The organism is Petralouisia muris, from assembly GCF_004793545.1.
Classification (GTDB): domain Bacteria; phylum Bacillota; class Clostridia; order Lachnospirales; family Lachnospiraceae; genus Petralouisia; species Petralouisia muris.
In genome coordinates this window covers 1-17,783 of the sequence record NZ_SRYA01000016.1, presented here as the reverse complement: position 1 = coordinate 17,783, position 17,783 = coordinate 1, and the positions used below count along the sequence as shown (strand labels likewise).

Here is a 17,783-nt window from a genome sequence, read left to right as displayed (position 1 = left end):
GGCCACTTATAAATATTTTTTGACGCAAAATGGCAAAATTTCTGTATAAGAAAAACACTTATGCCAATGCTGGTATAAACACAAGGTTTCTAACGGTTAATCCTGCCGCAATGACCTCTTTGCCGTAAGCTGTTGTAAAATACGTCCGGATGATCTCATCATAAAGGGGATCCAAGTCACAGGCCTGTTTGAACATGATATCGGTTGCACACTCGATCTGTTGGACTGTCCATGTATAGCCCAGACCGAGTGTTTCCGCAATCGGACAATCGCGTTTTGCAAAAGCATCCAGGATTTTATGGAGGCCTTCCGAATTGCTCCTGTCAGATAGTTTCTGGGCAGTTTCGACATCTGAAATGTCAAGGAAGGCATTATCATGCATGTGGTAAGTGATTCTCTTTTTCCGCAGCTTATAGGCCAAAAGATTATGGCCATTCATATAGAACTGCAGACGGAACGGAGCCCAAGTGGGAATCCTCAGGTAACACAGCCCCAGTTCTATATCTATAAAATAATAATGGAGATATTTGCTTTAGTCAAATTTTAGAAATGTTTTTCCGGTTTTTTTATCGTGCCATGGTTTATAGGCATTACATTGTTACATGGCAGAAAAAATATGGATCAATTCCTCGGACTTTCCGGTTTTCTGAATGATTTCCTGGATGCGGTCGTCTTTGCGGAAGGCATGTAGTTTACGAATGAATTCAATTTCAATGCCGTTTTCATACGAAATGCGCCGGGCATTTGCACGGACCTGTTCCGTAAGGGGCTGAGAGAAATCCACAAAGTCAAAGATGCGGATGTTGTTGGCTTTTAAATAGCTGGTTATGCCTTCGGCATAGCTCCACCCGGGTATATAGCCCTGAATAATCATACGGTAAAGGAAATTTATAAAGAAATAAAGAGTGCATACTATCAGATGATAGAAAAAAGCGAGATGGCAGAATTGATATTAAATGAATTTGGGCTAGAAGGGGATGATGTACATATTATCAATGGTCATGTTCCCGTTCATCAAAAAAAGGAAGAAAGTCCTGTGAAAGCAGGTGGCAAAGTCTTGATTATAGATGGTGGTTTTTCAAAGGCATATCATAAAGAAACAGGAATTGCCAGTTATATGCTGATATATAATTCTTACGGTTTGACTTTGATAGTACATGAACCATTTGAATCATCAGAGATTGCTATACAGGAAGAAGCGAATATTGTTTCCAGACAAGTAGCTGTAGAATATAGTATGAAACGACAGTTAGTAAGGGATACAGATAATGGAAAAAAACTTCAAATTAGAATATATCTGTCTCTCAAGAATAATGAATATAATGTACCCAGTAGTCAAAAAAGTGAACCCCCATGGTTATTTATAATGAAACCTATGAAATTATGCCAAATTCCATAAGCGTATAAAGAATTGTCATTTTGTATTTCCCATTGATGAGGGATAATGTGTAGCTGAAACCTGTTGTTTCCAGGCATTCTTGTGATATGTAGCGTCCCCCATTTTTTCACTCTCCTTCAGGTAAGTATATAACTTTTATGTTAGTAACGCACTTAAAGGTGCGTACTTGCTTTCTGTTTTATTCTCGCTATAATTATAATATCAACAGCAGGAAAAGTTAATCCTGAAGGTAAACCCTTAAAGGATACCTTTATGGCCATTCGGCCAGATAAAATGAAAGGAGTCACAGACATGCAGAACTATGAGTATTTAGGAAAGCCGCTTCAGATTGGCAGACTGACCATTAAGAATAGGTTTTGTATGGCGCCAATTGGCGGCGGACAGCACCATCTTCCGGGAGGTGGTCTGAAAGACGAAACGATACAATATCTTGTAGAGAGGGCGAAAGGCGGCTTTGGCCTGATTTTTACCGGGGCGATTGCGGCAGATGGCGCAGTTGACCCATACACGGGGGTTGGCCCGACTATATTACAGAACCCGGATGCGTTTAAGATGACGGCGACGGAGCTGAATGAGAGGGCAGGCGCATACGGTGCAATAATCTTTGCACAGATTACGATGGGACTTGGGAGGAATTACCCTAATCTTCCGGCACCATCCGCTGTACATGTTTTCCGGCATCCGGGGGAAGTCTCACCGGAGCTGACCCGTGACCAGATCAAATCTAAAATTGAGTCCGTTGTAAAAGCGTCTAAAATTGCAAAGGATTCTGGTTTTTCTGGTGTAGAAGTACATTCTATCCATTGGGGGTATCTGCTTGACCAGTTTGCGCTGCCCATGATGAACCACCGTACAGACGAATATGGCGGCAGCTTAGAAAACCGTTTACGGGCGGCAAAGGAAATTCTGGAAGGCATCAAGCAAGAATGCGGCAGTGATTTTCCGGTCAGTATGCGTCTGGGCCTGAAAACATTTGTAAAAGGATTTGAACAGGCAAGTCTGACCGGTGAGGAAGAAATTGGCCGTACCCTGGAAGAAGGGATTGAAATCGCAAAGCTGCTGGAATCGTATGGTTATGACTGCCTGAATGTAGATACGGGTATTTACGATTCCTTCTACTATGCTTGCCCGCCTATGTATATGCCGAAAGGGTATTTGGTGGAATTAGCAGCGAAAGCAAAAGAAGCCGTAAATATCCCAATTCTGGCAGGCGGCCGCATGAATGAAGCGGATATTGCGGAAAAGGCAATACGGGATGGTAAGATAGATGCAGTTGTCCTTGGGCGGGCTGCTTTAGCAGATCCAGAGTATCCAAACAAGGTGCTGACCGGACATACGGAGAAAATTCGTCCCTGCATTGCCTGCAATCAGGGGTGTATCACAAGGCTCCAGCAGGGGAAACAGCCTACCTGTGCAGTAAACCCGGCAGCAATGCGGGAAGTGAGGTATGCGCTCCGTCCCTGCGTACAGCCGAAAAAGGTTGTGGTTGTGGGTGGCGGTGTTGCCGGTATGGAGGCTGCCAGAACCGCAGCCATGCGCGGGCATAAGGTTTCTTTGTATGAAAAGAATGAGTCCCTGGGTGGCAATCTGATTCCCGGCGGTTCCCACAGCTTTAAAAAAGAGGTACGGGAACTAAATGCGTGGTATCAGAATGAATTAAAGGCATTGCCCGTGGAGATCCATACAGAGGAAGCTGTTACCGCTGGCCAGCTCCGCAATATGGATGCAGATGTAATCATTCTGGCAGCAGGTTCCGTCCCTGTCATGCCGAAAGTGCCGGGAATCGATGATAAAAAGGTGATTGGCTGTATGGAGGCATTGGCACATCCGGAAAAGGTCGGACAGAAGGTCATGGTGATCGGCGGCGGTCTGGTTGGCTGTGAAATGGCTTTGGATTATGCCCAGTCTGGCAAAGAGGTCACTGTTGTGGAAGCCCTGCCTAAGATCCTGTCGGCAGGTATTCCGTCCCCGATTCCAAATGGCCAGATGATTCCGGATCTGTTTGAGCATCATCATGTGACTGTATTGGAGAACCACCGTCTTACTGCTGTGGAAGATGGCAGGGTCATTCTGGAAAGCGATGGCCAGAAAAAGGCATTGGATGCGGATTCGGTTGTCATCGCAGTTGGTTTCCGTCCGGTTCCATCCATGGCGCAGGAGCGCCAGGGATGCGGCGCTGCCGTTTATGAGATTGGCGATGGCCAGAAGGTCAGCACGATCCTTCATGCGGTATGGGACGGCTATGAGGTAGGGAATAATATTTAATCTATTTATTGTTGGTATAATGTTTTCATACCATGGTATAAGGCAGAATGCTTTATATAATGTCAAAAAATTTTAAGGAGGCTATTACAATGAGAGCAGAATTAAAGGAATATCAGGCAGTAGAGGCTGCCGCAATGAAATTTGTCAAGAGTGTTGCCGAGGGAAACAGCACATATGCAAAGGAGCTGTTCACGGATGAAGCCGTTTTGTTTGGCTATCTGGACGGTAAGCTGGAGCATGGCTCTATTGAGCAGTTCTACCACAATGTGGATACTGTGCCTGGCGGTGATAATTTCAAGGCCCGTGTGGATGTACTGATGGTTGAGGAATCCCTGGCTGTTGTCCGTGTGCTGGAAGAAGGCTGGGGCAACCGCATTGACTTCACGGATGTGCTGCTTCTGTTGAAGATGGATGGCGAATGGAAATGCGTTGCAAAGGCATATAACCAGAATTCCAATACCATTCAGAAATAACCGTCACAAGTAGATCAGTGTAGAAAGTGGAGAACAGGCGGGTGTGCCGGGAATGCTGCCTGCCTGTTCTTTTATATGGTGGCTGTATATGTCTGGATTTAAAACCACACAGAAATTGTTGAAGGAAACGCCTAGAAGGGCGCAGGAGATCATTGGAAATTCCTTTTTTATGATTTTAGTCATATCGGCGGCAGTAACTCCCCCGCTTTTACTGAACCGGGAAAAAATAAAAAATATTATACTTGCTGGGCAGCAGCAAAGATATGTACCCTTACGCAGAAACTTATTTTACGATAGATGTCTGCGGGACTTTTACATCGTTTCTTGGGTGTGGGTTGAATCAGTTTATTCTGGCACAGGGGTTTGCAAGGCAGGGAATAATTTCGGTGGCGCTTGGCGCTGTGGTAAATATGGTTCTGGACCCTGTCCTGATTTTTGGGTGCGGTATGGGGATTGCAGGGGCAGCATGGGGAACTGTTATTGCACAATGCTGTACTTGTGTTTATGTAATCTGTTTTTTGCGCAGCAGGATTTTTCCGGTATGCCTGTGCCCAGGCAGGCTGCAAAAGAAGATTGTACTTAGAATCTTGTCCATAGGATGCATGTCATTCATGATTATGATATTGGATAACCTGATCATTATTTTTCTGAAATACTTCGTTACGAAAATACGGCGGAGATTCGCAGGGGGATATATTGATTACCTGTGCTACGGTTATTCAGAGTTTTATGACGATAGTAGCCTGTCCTGCACAGGGGATCACAACAGGATGTGGAACGATATTCAGCTTTCACTATGGGGCAGGAAATTATACAAAGATCCGGCAGGCTTTTCTTTATGTGTTTTTATTATGCGGAGTATACATCGGAGCATTGGGAATTGTAGTGCAGGTATTACCGGAGGTGTTTGCAGGATTTTTCTTGAAGGAGTCAGGCACAATACAGTTGGCCGTGGGCAGTATCCGTATGTATACGTTTGCATTGCTTGGTATTGCAGTACAGTATGCCCTGGTAGATGGCCTGACTGCAATGGAAAAGGTCAAATATGCGTTTCCATTGTTACTGTTTCGTAAAATTTTATATATGATATGCCTTTGCATTCTGCCGTTGTTTCTGGATATACGATATGTTTTTTATGCAGGGGCGATATCATTGTGGTCGTGAATAACCATCCAAGCGGATGCAGCCAGCCGGAAGGGCAGGATCTGCGGGTGACGGAACGGATGAAGGAGGCTTCTGATTTGATGGGAATCCTGTTCTGCGACCATATCATCATAAGCCGGGATTCCTATTTCAGTTTTCAATCAAATGGGAAGATAGGGAAACCAGAGCTGCCGCCGGATGGTTTAGGGGATGCTCAGGCAGCGGTTTTCTGGTTGCCAGGACAGGAAATTGAAGGTATAATGAATACAGGATATATTCTCTCTAAAGTGGGAGGAATATATAGGAAAGGAAAAAGTATGCAGAAAAAGACACCAGATTATGACAACGTGTTCAAGACAATGAAAAGCAAGCACAAAAGGATGTTTATCCCTGTAATCAATGACATTTTTGGAAAACATTACCCACTGGACGCTGAAGTGGATGTACTGACATCAGAAGGATATCTGACAGAGGGGGAGATGTCAGATGGGAGCAGGGAGATAGAAGGGCAGATTTCGGATTTCCTAATGAAGATTGGGAGTGAGGTCTATCTTCTGGAATGCCAGAGCTATGATGACGGCTCCATGGCAATACGGATTGCCGAGTATGCCTTTATTGTGGCAAGGCAGTTTGCGACATGGGATATCGGCCATGCAGTTATCCCCATGCCGAGGTTCTCGGTAATTTATGTCAAGAGGACGGATAAGACGCCAAAGACGACAACGATTACATTTACATTTCCAGATGGGCAGAGCGTGGATTATAAATCTGCGAATGTGATTCTGGAAGAATTTACGAGGGAATATATTGTGGAAAAGCGGCTGTTTCCCTATATCCCCTTCTATATTGCAAGATATGAGAAAGCAATCACATCTGAGGGCAACATAGAGGCAGCGGTAGAGGATTTGGAATATTTTAGGAATGGAATGGTTCGGCTGCACAGGGATGGAGAGTTGTTGGACAGTGAAATCATAGACCTCATGGGATTTGTGAATACTATTATTACACATATTACGAATGGGAATAAAAATGAAGAAAGGCTGGTGAATATCATGGGTGGAACAGTAATTGAAACGGAATCGGAGAAACTGATACGTCAGGGAATACAGCAGGGAATACAGCAGGGAATGCAGCAAGGAATACAGCAGGGAATGCAGCAAGGAATACAGCAGGGAATGCAGCAGGGAATACAGATGATTATTGAAATGGGTCAGGATATTGGGCTTGACGACGCAGCCATTTTGAAAAGGCTGCAGGATAAGGCAGGACTGTCCCGGGAACAGGCGGTGTCCTATCTGGAGAAATATGGAAAGCAGACGGCGTGAACTTACAGAGCCTGATGGCAAGTGAAAAAGGATAGTTATAACCTAAATTCCCGGTAGAATTATATCTAGGAATGGTGGAAGATGTCAGAAACCTTATAAATATAGGTTTTTTAACTGCTTTTCCTCTTTAAAAATTCATTTATACTAGATATAAGTATATCTAGTATAATCCAACTTAATTAAAGTTATGTTTCATGCTTACTGTGTGCCTGACTCTCCACGTTTCTTTCGAGTACGTGGCTTAGGTGCACGTTTATCCTTGTCAGCTGCTTTTGCTGCCTTGCGGTTTACAACTTCATAAATAATCTGGTTTAGGTCTTCCTTTTCTATATCAATATCGTCAAGCTGGTATGACCAGTGGTATGGTATGGGAACCTCATTAACCTCTTCAAAGTACTTGTATATTCTTTTTTCAAGTTCTTCTTTGCTTGAAACCCGGATCCCATTTAGCATCTGTTTTGTCATCTTGCTGAAAAATCCTTCCACCATGTTCAGCCAGGAACCATGTGTTGGGGTGAAGACAAATTCAAATCTTCCAGGGACTGTGTTCAGATATTTCTGCGTCTCCTGCGATGTGTGGGCTGAATGGTTATCAAGAATAAGACGAATCTTATCGCCTTGCGGATATTTTGTGTCAAGCATCTTTAAGAAACACACAAAATCGGAGTTTTTATGCGTGTCACTTACCAATGGGATGGCTTCCCCTGTAAGCAGGTCGATCGCCGCCAATAAGGAAAGCGCGCCAAGGCGCACATATTCATAATCCCGGCATATGGCGCTGTTTTTATCAGTGTTTGGAACAGGCGGCCTGTCCCCTGCTGTTGTATCCAAAGCCTGCATCCCTGGTTTTTCATCATATGATAAAGTATGGACAGGCACCCCTTCAAAAGGTTTCAAATTCCCGTCTTCATCAAACTGTAAGGAAACCTGTTTATAAATGACAAGGATATCATGCATTTTGGAATCAAAATCCGGGCCACGCTTTTCACAATAATAAGAGACTTTAAAAGGACGTATCTTAGCGTTTGCAAGGATTTTGCGCAATGTTGTTTCAGTCACCACTGCCATACGCGGGTGGCCTTCCTGTCCAGCTATTGAATTGATGAAGCGTGTAAAGCTGGCCGGATACCATAATTCAGCGGCGTAGCCAAAATCTTTTGGTTTTTGGCAGGCTTTGTTTATGACCCAGGTGATATCATAAAGACCTTGACAGAAAAGGATGACAAGGATATGGCAGACTCTGTCTTGTGGGTAATGATGGAAGCAAATCAACAGATTGTAGAGGAATAGAAAGGAAATGCCTATATGTTTGATGCATTGATGGAAATAGTGGAGCCTCAAGTAAGGCTACGGGAAGAAAAGGTACGAAAGAAGGAATACAGGGAACGGTAGATGTCCTAAAAGAGCTTGATCATGGGGAATCTGAAATTAAGACAGTTATAATTAGAAAATATGGTCTTTCTGTAGATGAGGCAGGACAGTATTTTTAAAATGTTTTCGGTATTTATAAAACATATTTTGAAATATATATGGAACGAAAGTCCATGTGCAGTTTTTTGTTCGCTTTCCCTTTCCGCGGGTATGCCTCCGCTATGGTTCTGTCCAGGCTGTCTGAGCCGCAAAAGCTGCATATGCTGCGGTATTCTTCCGCAACTGACGGTATGCTTCCTTCCTTATACCGGATCAGGAAACGCCAGCCGTTTGAACGCTTTTGTTTCACAGTCATTTTTGGAGACGTCTTCGTTTTCATTTCTTCCTTCGGCTTTTGTCATTATAAAATCTCCTTTTTGAAAAACTTTTCCTAATTTTACCAAAGTGGTATGAAAAAGCAGCTACAAAGCGGTTTCGCAGTGCGAGAAAAATCCACCTTTTAGAGCTGAAGATTGGCAGGCTGCGGGACTGCTGAAAACAGACAGGTTTTAGAAAAAATTTTAAATGTTGTCACAAATTTTATGAGAACTTCCATTATTATTTATATAGAAAGATGTATTTTTACAATCCAGCTTATGCTGCCTTATAAAACAGGCACGGCCAGCTGGCGGATAAGCATCAAGGAGGGATTTGGCCGTTATGGATGCATCGGGTGATAAAAGGAAATTTGTTATCCTATACCAGTTCCTGTATTATGATGCGATCCTTGACGAAAGCCTTCAGCATGTCTGGCCTTTGAAGAATTTAACGGAGTTGCAATTTATTCCAGGCATATTCTTTTTCCTGAGATAAAAATATGATAAACTGATAATTAATCATGCAAGCCTAAAAAGGCTGGTATTCCTATTGACGACTGTTATGCTGCATATAGAAATAAGGCATTTGGAGGTGGCTGAGAAATGAATTGGGATTTTATGCTGAATCAATGGGTAAGGATTTTACACTGTAACATTTACATTGTAAACTCCGGTTATGGAATTGAGAAAGTTTATGGTGATCTGATTCCGGAGGCCTGTCCTTTGTATATGGATTCTGCTTTCTTTACAATGCTTATGGACAGGGAGACTGGGGAGTATCCTGATATTTATTGTGAGTACAATTCGGTTTTATATGCAACGATGATTTTAAAAGCAAAAAAATTGGTGATTGGACCGGTTAGTATTGTAAAGCCAACAAGAGAACTTGAAAAATTTATGGCGGATACACATTTTGTGAGTGAGCAGGTGCATCATCAGATAGCCTTTTGCGAGATGAAAGTTTTTGGTGCAGGATTGCTGGCATTATATCACTGTATTTCGGGGAAAGAACTGACATTAGATGAACTGTGGCGGAAAAATGGATTGAATGGAATAGAAGTCCGTGAAGCCAGGGGCAGCGTGCAGAAAGTGATTTTCCAGCGGCAGGAGACGTACCTGCCTCATAATCCTTATGATCAGGAAAAAAGGGAATTGGACAGCATACGCCGCGGGGATAAGGAAATGCTGCGGCGCAGTCTTCAGGAAACTTACCGCGGAGAAGTAGGAAGGCTTTCGAATAATGAACTCCGTCAGGCAAAAAATATAGCAGTTTGTGTAGTCACTCTGGCATCCAGGGCGGCTATTGATGGCGGCATGCTTCCGGAAGAAGCGTTTTCTATGGTAGACGGTTATATTTTGAAAATAGAAGAGATGTCAAATATTGTAAAGATTGATGCTGCCATGCGGCAGGCTGAATATGAATTTGTGGAGCAGGTCAGCAGGATAAACGTACAAAAGGAGCGTAATGAGCTGATAGAAAAGACGAAAAATTTTATTTTTCAAAATCTGCATAATGAAATTAGAATCGGAGAAATTGGACATCAGATAGGAGTGTCTGCAGCCTACCTTTCCGATTTGTTCCATAGAGTGGAAGGGCTTACTATACAGCAGTATATTCGAAGAGAGAAAATTCGGCTGGCTGAAAACCTGTTACGCTATTCGGAGTATGACGTAAAAAATATAGCAGCTTATCTGGCATTTTGTTCACAAAGCCATTTTGGGAAGGTTTTTAAGGAAGAGACAGGCTTGACGCCCACAAAATACAGAGAAAAGTTTGGGCATTTTCAAATTAACGAAAATACATGATAATCACCTAAAATATGTGATATATTGTGGATGCTTCCCATGTTATTTTAGAAACATGAAGAGCAGCGGAAGATATAACGCTGCAAAAAAGACTGGGAGGTATCAGTATGTTATTTCAAAATTTTACTAACGAAAACGCATCCGAAAAAATATCTGTAAAGGAACGTCTGGCATATGGGTGCGGAGATTTTTCAAGCAACATTATGTATTCTGCTGTAGCGACATTTTTAATGTTTTATTACACAGATTATGTAGGAGTCGCAGCAGCAGCTGTTGGGGTAATCATGGCATGTTCCAGAGTGTTTGACGGCATAAGCGATTTGATCATGGGAATTATTATTGACAAAACAAAATCGCCTTTTGGAAAAGCCCGGATATGGATACTGCGTTTGGTTATTCCTTATGCAATAGGCACGGTTCTCCTGTTTGCAGTGCCTTCCGAGTGGAGTGAGACGGCAAAACTGGTGTACATATTCTTTAGCTATAACATAGCTTTTACAGTTCTTTTTACGGGTATTAACCTTCCCTATGCAACTTTGACAGCAATGATGACACAGGATCAATATGAACGTTCTGTATTGAGTATTTTCAGGATGATACTGGCGACCTGTGGGACACTGTTTATCAAAACATGTACACTTCCAGTAGTAAAGTTTTTTGGAAATGATACACGGGCATGGACCTATACATTTATCGTTTTTGGGGCACTTGAGATTTTTACATTTATGATTACATTCCTTTTTACCAGGGAGCGCGTGAATGCTGAGAATGATGGAAAGAAACTGGATGTTCCGGTTCTGCTCGGCTTCAAGGCATTAGTAAAAAATAAGTATTGGCTGATGGCTACAATCAACTTAATTTTGATTTTTGTGGCAATGGGCGTCAATGGATCGGCCGAGGTATACTATACGAAAGAAATTCTGGGAAATCCTGATCTGGTTGGTACATTTTCTGTAGCGTTCCAGGCAACGCAGATTGTCTGCATGTTTTTTATTGCCTGGTTTGTAAAGCGGTTCGGGAAAAGGAATGTTTTAATGGCAGGGTCTGTAATCTTCATTGCCGGTTATGCAGTTATGGGAATCGGTGCAGAAAATTTAATGGTGCTTCATGCAGGATGTATGCTGAGGGGCTTGGGAAATGCTGGGATTTCAGCCTGTATGTTTGCAATGGTTACAGATACGATTGAGTATGGGGAGTGGAAAACCGGAATACGGACAGAAGGACTGATTAACAGTGCGGCAAGTTTTGGGCAGAAGATTGGAAACGGCATCAGCCTGCTGCTGGTTGGTGCAGTTCTTTCCATCGGAGGCTATGTGGGTACTGCGGCAGCACAGCCGGCAAGTGCATACATGGCAATCCGTTCCTGTTACATTTTTATTCCGATTATCCTTACGGTTGTTCAGATTGTTGTCCTTACATTTTATCATCTGGATAAGGAATATGATTCTATTTTGGCTGACCTTAAGAGCCGCCGTATCTCAAAATAAGAAAAACTGGAGGAAAGAAATTATGATATGCAGGGTAGCATTAAACAGTGTAAATGACGTGAAGGCATTTGTAAATATAACTTTTAAGGCTGAAAAAGATGTGGATATACATTGCGGTAAATACCATATTGACGGGAAATCTATTATGGGTATTTTTAGCCTTGAATTGGATAAACCGATTGAAGTGGAACTGGACGACCAGGATGCCGAAAAGCTAATGGGGGAGCTCCAGAGGTTTATTGCGGAGGACGAAATGAAGTAATGAGAATGGAAGGCTTTAAGGAGGGCAATGATGAAAAAAATTTTATTTGGGGCAGCGTATTACGATGAATATATGCCCTGTGAACGATTGAAAGAGGATGTGCGGATGATGCTAAAAGCGGGCGTTAACACGGTCAGGATTGCAGAGTCTACATGGAGTACCTGTGAGCCGCAGGAAGGCGTATTTGATTTTTCTCATATAGAGAAGGTGATGGATGCCATGGAAGAAGCAGGCATTTCTGTGATTATCGGGACTCCAACCTATGCGATTCCGACCTGGATGGTAAAATCTCATCCTGATGTGCTTGCAGAAACGGTAAACGGCCGGGGCATATATGGCTCACGTCAGATTATGGATATCACACATCCTGTCTTCCGCTTTTATGCAGAAAGGGTGATTCGGGAATTGCTGAAATGCACAGCCAAAAGAACGTGTGTGATTGGTTATCAGGTGGATAATGAGACAAAGCACTATGGGACTGCAGGAAGAAATGTGCAGCAGAAGTTTGTAAAATATCTCCGGGAAAAATTTCAGGATAACCTGGATGAGCTGAATGCTGAGTTTGGGCTTGATTACTGGAGTAATAGGATTAATGCATGGGAGGATTTTCCAGATGTCAGGGGAACCATTAATGGAAGTCTTGGAGCTGAATTTGAGAAATTTCAAAGAACACTGGTGGATGATTTCTTAAGCTGGCAGGTTGGCATTGTAAAAGAATACTGCCGGGAGGATCAGTTTGTGACACACAATTTTGATTTTGAATGGCGGGGGTATTCTTTTGGAGTGCAGCCGGATGTGAACCATTACAATGCTTCCAGAAGCCTGACAGTTGCCGGTGCAGATATTTATCATCCGACACAGGATGAGCTGACAGGTGCAGAGATCGCTTTTGGTGGTGATATGACAAGATCCCTGAAGCAGGATAATTATCTGGTCCTGGAAACAGAAGCACAGGGTTTTCCGGGCTGGGTGCCATATAAAGGACAGCTTCGCCTGCAGGCATACAGCCACATTGCTTCTGGAGCGAACAGTGTGATGTACTGGCACTGGCATTCTCTGCATAATGCCCGTGAAACTTACTGGAAAGGATTGCTGAGCCACGATTTTCAGGAGAATGATACTTATCTGGAAGCCTGTATGATAGGGAAAGAGCTGCAGAAAATCGGGAGCCGTCTGGTAAATTTGAAAAAGAAAAATGATATTGCAGTTATGGTGAGCAATGAATCGCTGACAGCATTAAAATGGTTCGGTATTGATGCGGCAGAATCCGACAAGGGAAAAGTAGCGTATAATGATATCGTCCGCTGGGTTTATGACACGCTTTATAAGATGAATATAGAATGTGATTTTATATGGCCAGAATCAGAGAACCTGGGGCGGTATAAAATAATTGTTGTCCCTGCCCTTTATGCAGCATCAGACGGGCTGTTGGAAAAGCTGAACCGTTATGTGGAAAATGGAGGTGTTTTAGTGGCAACATTTAAAACGGGTTTTGCAAATGAGAATGTAAAAGTAAGCCATGAAGTACAGCCGCGTATTTTGAAAAACTGTCTGGGAGTCAGGTATCATCAGTTTACGTTTCCTAAAAAGGTGGGACTGCAGGGAGAAATCACAGAAGAGTCAGATGACAGGGAGGCAAAAGTTTTTATGGAGCTCTTAAAGCCCGACAGCGCAGATATACTGGCACGTTATGAGCACTATAATTGGGACGGATATGCAGCAATAACCAGAAATCATTATAAAAAGGGGTATGCATATTATATCGGATGCATGACTGGCCAGGAGCTTTTGAGGCGGATTTTTATAAGGGCATTGGATGATGCTGGTATAAATAACTCTGTAAAAGACGGGTTTCCTGTAATTATCCGAAAAGGAATCAATCAGTTTGGTAAAAGTGTATGGTTTTATCTGAATTATTCTGAAAAAAAACAGACGGCATTATACAGAGGTTCCGATGGCCGCGATATATTAACAGGTGAGTCAGTGAGACAAGCAAACAGCATTTCTGTGCCGGCATGGGGAGTGAAAATAATTGAAGGATAAGAATGGACGAAATAGCTATACCTAAAGGAATCGGAGGTTTTCTGTTTCACATGAATCAGCTTTCTTAAGTTATAAATGATAAAGATTTATAATGGAAATGGATAAGTGCTAATCTGATGTGTGAAGATGGCGGCTTGAACAGTGAGGTGGTGATACAAGGAGAGATAGTGCGGGGCTGACTATAAGTTCAGTTTGGAAGTAAGAGTAAAGCGATTCATATTTTTGACTGGCGTACTGTGTTTCACGATAGATGTGGATTTCAGTGCGCTCGCTTTTTCAGTCAATGGCTGTCAAATGAAGGTTTTATAGACAGAAAAATCATTTTACAGTTCCGAAACGATCTGAATGCCCGATAAAAGTAGCTGTGACAGTTGCGCATTATGCTGGGTGTTTTCTATTGTTCAGAGAAAGGACAGGCCATCCTCGGTCAATAAAACGGACGGACGGTCTTCTTTGCGGATTGCCGTTAACGGATCCGGCTCCAATTTCTTTTTATGCTTGTTGAGCTTTGGAATTTTTGAATTCCAAAAATGATAGGAGAATCCATGGATTTGTTGTTTCATTTCATGGAACATTCGTTCAATTTTAAAGCGATGCGCATACGCCTCAATGACAAGTGTTGGCGCGAGCTCCAGATCGGCGGTGGCCAGGATTGTGGTCGCATTGCCATATTTGATGAGAGCAAACTGCAGTTCCTGATATAATTTGACGCCCCAGAGCGGATTGAGTGAGAGACATTCCGCTTTCTGTTCTTTGCCGCACATAAATACAGTGGATGCTATGAAGTCATGCCTGCGGGATTCAAAGAGATCCATTGCCTTGATGGATTTCCCTTTCTTACAGGGACGGCCACGGGTCGGGCTTCTTTTCAGGCTTTGCATAGGCGGCGCAATTCGCCTTGGCACTGGCAATGGCATGGAGGCGGCAAATGGCGGATTCATTAAGTCTCTTCAGTTCCATGAGCAGTGGAACAGTGGGAAAACACCGATCCAATGCAAAATAAGCATTTTCCGAAAAAGTTTGGGCAATGGCGGCCCATTGCGGATCATCTGGAGTGCATGGCTTAAGGGGCTGCTTAAATTTCCGCCAATCCAGGATGAGGCTTTTGCCAATCCATCCTGAATGGTCAGAACCATTGGAATGCAAAAAGAATTCAAAAGATTCCCGATGGCAGTGCCATAAATCATTTTCAATCTTCCAGTTACGAACGGGACAAAACCACTCCAACAGGACAGACAAGATTGTGTCTTGACGAAGCTTTGAGAAAAAGTGGGATTGATTTCTACAATTCGATTATTGACAGTCGGAATACAATCCAATGTTGGAAGAATGACAGGGGCTTTAGAGTGATTGCCGACAAAACAAATAATAACTTTATAGGATTTATAAGCCTGGGAGGTATGAACCGATATGACGGCTATATGGAAATAGAGTATGCTGTCGCTGCCAGGTACCGGAACAACGGCTACGCAATGCAGGCTGTGAAAAAGATGCTTGATTATGGATTCAAAGAAATGAATTTATCAGCCATCGCCGCATGGGTGCGGTCACACAATAAGGAGAGTATAAGAGTTTTAGAAAAATGCTCCTTTACCTTTGAAGGCAGATTGAGAAAGCATGCCTGCGATAAAAGCGATACACTGTGTTATTCCATTTTAAGAGAAGAATGGGAAGGGCTCAGTCGTTTATGCATAGATATCCGTGCCATGAATTATGATGATATTCCGTCTATTTGCAGAGCAGATGGTGACGAGAGTCAGAAGAACATCGACATTTAAAACGGCAGTTGGATAATCAGAAAAAAGGCGAGTGTACCGCGTTGCTTGCACTGTACAACGATGCCGTGGCAGGATATGTCTTTTTGTACTACAAATGCAGATGGGGCGGGCTGGCCGGCCATAATATTCCGGGTATAGTAAATTTGTTTGTATTCGAAAAATACCGACGGAAGAAAATAGCTACTATGTTATTGGATGCAGCAGAAAATATTGCCAGGCAGCATTGCAATAAAATATATCTGGATGTCTGCTTAAACAGCGACTACGGACCTGCCCAGAGGTTCTATATAAAAAGAGGCTATATTCCTGATGGAAAGGGTGTGTATTATAAAGAAAAAATATGTGAAGCAGATGTTGCCTACAGGAATGATGATGAGCTGACACTATGTCTGGTAAAAGAATTGTGAATCGTATCTCAAGCTACGTCAGTTTGGTTATGACTATACAAATTTTGCGATACCGATCACAAAATAAGACATTACCTTCTTTTTTATTTTTTAATATAATCTAATTCAGAAGCTTCTAAAAAAATAAAATATGTTGAGGTGATGAGATATGAATCAAACTATATTCTGTGAAAATTTAAAAAAATTTCGTATGTCAAAAAATTATACACAAGAGCAGGTGGCAAACAATCTGAATGTAAATGTGCAGACTGTCTCAAGATGGGAATGCGGAACAACTTTGCCGGATGTTTTGACTCTTCCTGTTTTAGCAAGGCTCTATGGAGTAACGGTAGATGATTTTTACAAAAAGAGTGCAGTTGCATACAATAACTATGCACAACGTTTGACCGCTGTGTATGAAAAGACACGGAAACCGGAAGATTTTATACATTGTCTTTTGGAGTATAAAAAACTTATGCATGGCGGTGTACTTTCCGTGGAAGATAAATGGAATTATGCAATCATTCATCAGTGGATGTTTGAATATTGTAAAGATACGGCGATGGAGTGGTATGATACTATTTTGAAAGAAGGTTCCGACTTTGATGAAAATTTATTCTACAGAGCCTGTGCCTGCCGTATTTCTTTCCTTTTTGCAGTGGGGAAAGGGGAGGAAGCTGTCCGCCAGCAAAAAGCAAGGGCAGAATCAGAGCCGGAGAATCCCAAAGAAATGGATTTATTGATTGTGTCATATATTTATGCGGATAAAATAGAGGAAGCCTACGAATGTTTTTTAAAGGCCGTAGAAAAATTTCCGGATGCCTGGGAGTTATATATCCATGGCGGAGAAGTTTGTGGGAAACTTGAAAAATATGATGAGGCAATCCAATATTTTGATAGAGCCGGTGCAATAGGAACGCCTTTTTATGATGAGTTATATTGTAAGGCGATGCTATATGAAAAAATAGGGAAGGACAAGGATGCATATAAGCTGTATCAGGAAATTGCTGAGAAATTTCGTAAAAATGGCTTTGATGTTGAAGCAGACATGGCTGAAGAAAGTGCAAAAAGGCTGGATATGAAGAAAAATTAAAACATTGGCAAATTCCCGTTTATCAAGCCACGCGCTCAACTAAATGCCGCCAGCACAAAACCGCTGCTACATGGAAGCATACACAACCATGCAACAGCGGTTTTCTTATTTTCTTACACAAACAGTCCTCATAGCGGGATTAAAGATTGTGTAAAATCCTTTCAAAAATCCATAACAGAAAGGACATGAAAAATGGCAAACAGGGAACGCAGAAATGAGCTGAAAATATACCTTAGTGACAGGGAACAGTGCATACTGGAGCAGAAAGTAAGATTGCTTTATAATTCAGTTTTCTATAAATTGATTTTATAAGTACGTATTAAAAAGTTCAATTACAATGACTTCCGGGCGATTGTTAAAGCGGCTAAGATAACGCTGTTACCCAATTCCATAACATAAGCAGATAGAAGAACCATGTCAGAAATTAGACAACATAAAACAAAGAATAACTGTAACCTAACAGAATAACTGACAAAAAGGACATGTCAACGTGAGACCATCCGTGAAGAGGTGGGAAATGACGGGAAACCCCGATAAATGACAATGTCATTAACTTAAGGAATCTTTTACATTTGAATTGTAAAAGGTTCCTTTTT

14 protein-coding genes and 2 pseudogenes are annotated in these 17,783 nt (G+C 42.3%); 12 read left to right on the top strand and 4 right to left on the bottom strand.

Going from position 1 to position 17,783, the window contains the following annotated elements:
• Positions 1 to 58: 58 nt before the first annotated feature.
• On the bottom strand, positions 59 to 439 hold the full coding sequence (locus E5329_RS09520) for a hypothetical protein (protein WP_275443146.1): 381 nt from the start codon (positions 437 to 439) through the stop codon (positions 59 to 61).
• A gap of 480 nt (positions 440 to 919) precedes the next feature.
• Between E5329_RS09520 and E5329_RS09510 the strand changes: the two genes are divergently transcribed.
• On the top strand, positions 920 to 1,399 hold the full coding sequence (locus E5329_RS09510; RefSeq protein ID WP_135989331.1) for a fructose-bisphosphatase class III: 480 nt from the start codon (positions 920 to 922) through the stop codon (positions 1,397 to 1,399).
• On the opposite strand, the pseudogene E5329_RS32135 reads toward E5329_RS09510, so the two are convergent.
• Positions 1,380 to 1,487, bottom strand: a pseudogene (locus tag E5329_RS32135) (winged helix-turn-helix transcriptional regulator); the annotation flags it as partial. The gene E5329_RS09510 and the pseudogene E5329_RS32135 overlap by 20 nt on opposite strands.
• Before the next feature lie 203 nt (positions 1,488 to 1,690).
• Between E5329_RS32135 and E5329_RS09500 the strand changes: the two are divergent.
• The 4 genes from E5329_RS09500 (at position 1,691) to E5329_RS09480 (ending at position 6,605) form a co-directional block, all read left to right on the top strand.
• Positions 1,691 to 3,664 carry an oxidoreductase gene (locus E5329_RS09500; protein ID WP_135989330.1) on the top strand — a complete coding sequence of 658 codons (1,974 nt, stop codon included), beginning with the start codon at positions 1,691 to 1,693 and terminating at the stop codon, positions 3,662 to 3,664.
• Between the two features lie 89 nt (positions 3,665 to 3,753).
• Entirely contained in the window at positions 3,754 to 4,137 is a 384-nt protein-coding gene (locus E5329_RS09495) for a nuclear transport factor 2 family protein (RefSeq protein ID WP_135989329.1), read from the top strand.
• A 696-nt stretch (positions 4,138 to 4,833) separates the two neighbouring features.
• Positions 4,834 to 5,301 carry an MATE family efflux transporter gene (locus E5329_RS29695; protein WP_168356566.1) on the top strand — a complete coding sequence of 156 codons (468 nt, stop codon included), beginning with the start codon at positions 4,834 to 4,836 and terminating at the stop codon, positions 5,299 to 5,301.
• Positions 5,292 to 6,605: a JAB domain-containing protein gene (locus E5329_RS09480; RefSeq protein WP_275443145.1), complete on the top strand. Its 1,314-nt coding sequence runs from the start codon at positions 5,292 to 5,294 to the stop codon at positions 6,603 to 6,605. Before E5329_RS29695 ends, E5329_RS09480 begins: the two co-directional genes overlap by 10 nt.
• A gap of 198 nt (positions 6,606 to 6,803) precedes the next feature.
• Here E5329_RS09480 and E5329_RS09475 read toward each other — a convergent pair.
• Positions 6,804 to 7,796: pseudogene (locus E5329_RS09475) on the bottom strand (IS630 family transposase); the annotation flags it as partial.
• A 1,139-nt stretch (positions 7,797 to 8,935) separates the two neighbouring features.
• On the opposite strand from E5329_RS09475, the gene E5329_RS09470 reads away from it, so the two are divergent.
• The 4 genes from E5329_RS09470 (at position 8,936) to E5329_RS09455 (ending at position 13,930) form a co-directional block, all read left to right on the top strand.
• Positions 8,936 to 10,138, top strand: a complete 1,203-nt coding sequence (locus E5329_RS09470) for a helix-turn-helix domain-containing protein (protein ID WP_135989327.1) — start codon at positions 8,936 to 8,938, stop codon at positions 10,136 to 10,138.
• Positions 10,139 to 10,245: 107 nt separating this feature from the next.
• Positions 10,246 to 11,625 (top strand): MFS transporter, encoded by a 1,380-nt coding sequence (locus E5329_RS09465; protein ID WP_135989326.1) that lies wholly within the window; start codon positions 10,246 to 10,248, stop codon positions 11,623 to 11,625.
• A gap of 22 nt (positions 11,626 to 11,647) precedes the next feature.
• Entirely contained in the window at positions 11,648 to 11,887 is a 240-nt protein-coding gene (locus E5329_RS09460) for an HPr family phosphocarrier protein (RefSeq protein ID WP_135989325.1), read from the top strand.
• A gap of 30 nt (positions 11,888 to 11,917) precedes the next feature.
• A complete protein-coding gene (locus tag E5329_RS09455) occupies positions 11,918 to 13,930 on the top strand; it encodes a beta-galactosidase (protein ID WP_135989394.1) in 2,013 nt (670 codons plus the stop codon).
• Between the two features lie 401 nt (positions 13,931 to 14,331).
• Here E5329_RS09455 and E5329_RS09450 read toward each other — a convergent pair whose 3' ends face one another.
• A complete protein-coding gene (locus E5329_RS09450; protein WP_135989324.1) occupies positions 14,332 to 14,871 on the bottom strand; it encodes a hypothetical protein in 540 nt (179 codons plus the stop codon).
• Positions 14,872 to 15,171: 300 nt separating this feature from the next.
• Here E5329_RS09450 and E5329_RS30580 point away from each other — a divergent pair, with 300 nt between their 5' ends.
• The 3 genes from E5329_RS30580 to E5329_RS09440 all read left to right on the top strand — a co-directional run bounded on the left by E5329_RS30580 (position 15,172) and on the right by E5329_RS09440 (position 17,187).
• Positions 15,172 to 15,708: a GNAT family N-acetyltransferase gene (locus E5329_RS30580; protein WP_275443144.1), complete on the top strand. Its 537-nt coding sequence runs from the start codon at positions 15,172 to 15,174 to the stop codon at positions 15,706 to 15,708.
• A gap of 41 nt (positions 15,709 to 15,749) precedes the next feature.
• Complete coding sequence (locus E5329_RS30575; RefSeq protein ID WP_275443143.1) at positions 15,750 to 16,115, top strand: GNAT family N-acetyltransferase; 366 nt, start codon at positions 15,750 to 15,752, stop codon at positions 16,113 to 16,115.
• 148 nt (positions 16,116 to 16,263) lie between these two features.
• Positions 16,264 to 17,187, top strand: coding sequence for a helix-turn-helix domain-containing protein (locus E5329_RS09440; protein ID WP_135989323.1), 924 nt, complete (start codon positions 16,264 to 16,266; stop codon positions 17,185 to 17,187).
• The last annotated feature ends 596 nt before the right edge of the window (positions 17,188 to 17,783 follow it).